Origin of the sequence: Roseospira navarrensis, from assembly GCF_009601025.1 — a bacterium.
Lineage (GTDB): Bacteria > Pseudomonadota > Alphaproteobacteria > Rhodospirillales > Rhodospirillaceae > Rhodospira > Rhodospira navarrensis.
The window spans coordinates 1-2,540 of record NZ_WIVE01000132.1; the positions used below are offsets into that span (position 1 = coordinate 1).

At 65.2% G+C, this 2,540-nt stretch carries 3 protein-coding genes; 2 read left to right on the forward strand and 1 reads right to left on the reverse strand.

The window, feature by feature from the left end; all coding sequences use genetic code 11:
* Positions 1-938: 938 nt before the first annotated feature.
* On the reverse strand, positions 939-1,226 hold the full coding sequence (locus tag GHC57_RS18810; protein ID WP_425500700.1) for a helix-turn-helix domain-containing protein: 288 nt from the start codon (positions 1,224-1,226) through the stop codon (positions 939-941).
* A gap of 146 nt (positions 1,227-1,372) precedes the next feature.
* Here GHC57_RS18810 and GHC57_RS18815 point away from each other — a divergent pair, with 146 nt between their 5' ends.
* Both GHC57_RS18815 and GHC57_RS18820 read left to right on the forward strand, forming a co-directional pair.
* Entirely contained in the window at positions 1,373-2,308 is a 936-nt protein-coding gene (locus GHC57_RS18815) for a hypothetical protein (RefSeq protein WP_153347156.1), read from the forward strand.
* Positions 2,309-2,311: 3 nt separating this feature from the next.
* Positions 2,312-2,530, forward strand: a complete 219-nt coding sequence (locus tag GHC57_RS18820; protein WP_153347157.1) for a hypothetical protein — start codon at positions 2,312-2,314, stop codon at positions 2,528-2,530.
* Positions 2,531-2,540 lie beyond the last annotated feature (10 nt).

A 2,540-nucleotide genomic window follows, 5' to 3' on the forward strand; every position in this document is an offset into this window, starting at 1 on the left:
CGCGCTTCGACGTCGGACACATAGACGCCAAGGCGGCGCCGCTCGGCAATGGAGGGATAGTCGTCCGGGGGCATGGCACGTCCGGCATCAGCGGGTCTCGGGATTTGACTACCCGGACGTGCGTCCTTTCGCGCCCGGACATCAGTCCGGGGACCGTGCCTGATCGGCGCCGGCCGGTCTGTCCGGAAGGACTTCAGGGCAAGGGGATGAAGCCGTGCAAAACGACCCGCTGACCATGTGCCGGTCGGGTGTGGCGGTCAAGGCCGGGGCACGGCCCGTCACGAACGGCCCGTTGCACCCCGATTAAATCGGTTTTTAAACGGGGTCTTCGCCGTTCCGGTCCCTCGGGTGCCCCCGGCCCTCTCGCGCATCCTGGAGGCCCTGAGGGCCGTGTCCCGACCCGTGGGGCGCCTGCCGCAGGTGGTGCGGTCTCTCCACTTACCAGGCGCCGCGTCCGCGACCCCCGAACCGGCCCGTCTACCCGGCATCAGCGGCAGGCTTCGGGCATCGTAGCATCGTCCGGTCGCCTGTGGTATCCATGGTTGCGAAAGGCGGTGGTGCGGACGGGCGCATAACCACCGCTGGCCGGCCAGCCGCCCGTTCCGGTGAGGCTTACACATAGCCCAATTGCGGGATGCCCGAACCGGCACTGGTTTTATAGGGCGCCCGCGCGGGTACCGGCGGAGTGCCCCCACCGGCATCCGCGCGACGGTGGCCGATGGCAAAGCCACCGCCACCACGCGGAAGACGGCATCGGATCGCCTGAACCGGCCCCGGTCTGAAAAGGGCGGTCCGGGGGCATGGTCGCGGGGGCGCCCTCGCCATGCCCGGCCGTCCGTCCGCCGCGCCCTTGATGACCGGGCGCCAACGCCCTGTCCCGACTGCCCCACATGATGGCCTGAGATACGCCTTGCGGCGCGTTGCGGACAGGCACGCGGCTATGCGTCGGGCGGATCGTCCGGGCCAGCGGGGGCTTTGGCTTTCCCCGCATCCCCGGGCGTCGGAGGGACTTTCAGGCGCACCCCCGGCCCGGCGCCGTTGCCGTCAAGGAACTCCACCCCAGCGTTTTCTAGGGCGGTGCGGATCGCTGCAATGGTGCGGGGACGGACGCTTTCTCTTCGTTTGAAACGGGCGATGGTGTCCATCGACACGCCCGCCTGAGCGGCAAGGTCTCGAACACCCCATTTCACTGCTGCAAGTGCCATATCAAGCTGGACAGGGGTCATATCTGAGCCTTGCTACGATTTCTATTGCGGCGCCTCTCCGATCACGGTTATCGTAGCAGGGCTCAGATTTAAGAGCAAGCGGCCCGGCCGGTGCGCCAACACCGAACCGGGCCTGACCACCACCCGACTACATCGGAGTACGGGCCATGGCTGACAGACAGCTTATCCGAAGTGACGATGACCGCGAAGAGGGCACCACAGGAGCCGAGACGATCATCCTGAGGCTTCCCGAGAATTATCTCCTCACGCGGATTGACGAGTTCCGGCGGTCGCAGGTCGATATCCCCCGGCGGTCGGCGGCGATCCGGCGCCTGCTGGACATCGGGCTGAGGGCGGCCCTGACCCCCAGGGTTCCGGCCGTCATGTATTATGCGCAGTCGAAGGGCGAGGTCCTGGCGGCCTGCGACCACTTGCTGGATGTGGTCCAGGCGCTGCGGGATCGCGCCGACGCCGAACCCGGCCGGACCATCCTGTTGACCATGATCTCCGGCACCCTGCACGCCGCCGCCTATACTGATGGAATGGCGGAACCGCCACCGGCCGGCCATCCGGCCGCGCGGCCCATTGACGAGGAGGAGCCCGACGAAGACGGCACAGCGGATGACGCCGCTCCTGCTTCGGACGCAATAACGTGCGAGCAACTGTGGAATGCCCGCTACCTGCTTGGTTGGGGGTACAGTGATATTGCCCGCCTCTCCGGGGTCTCGTACCCGACTGTCAAAGCGCTGACGGAGCCGCGATACCAGGAAGAGGCACTTGCCGCCATCGTGACAGCATTGAAACGGGCGGGCATACGGTTCGCGGGTGAAAACGTCGAACTTCCGGAAGGCGAGCGCCTAGACGTTCCAACCGGGAGACAGGTCGCTGAGGCGCGCAAACTGCTTGGCATTTCTGTGGAGGATTTGGCCGAAAAAATAAAGAGCGGGCGTGACATCTGCGCTTATTCAATCCGCGACTACGAAGGCGGGAAAGAGTGTCGGGACTCTGTTGGTCTTGCGATCCGCTTTACCCTGGAAGATGCGGGCGCGGTGTTTGGGCCGAACGACAGCGTCTCTCTTTCCACGTCGCAGGCGGAGGGCTGAACCATGACCACCACCAGCCACATGCCCGCCCGCGCCATCGCGTTTACCTTCAACGACAGCCGCAATGACCATCCGGTTGACGTGTTGGGGGACGTGGGCGATGCCCTGAGCACGGTGTCCGACATCTTCATTCAGAACGACGTGGAGTTGTCGCCGATTGAGCAACCTGAGGGATGGAAATTCGGTCTGAGGCGCTTCAGTCATCCCGGTTTTCCATGTTGATGTAGACGCG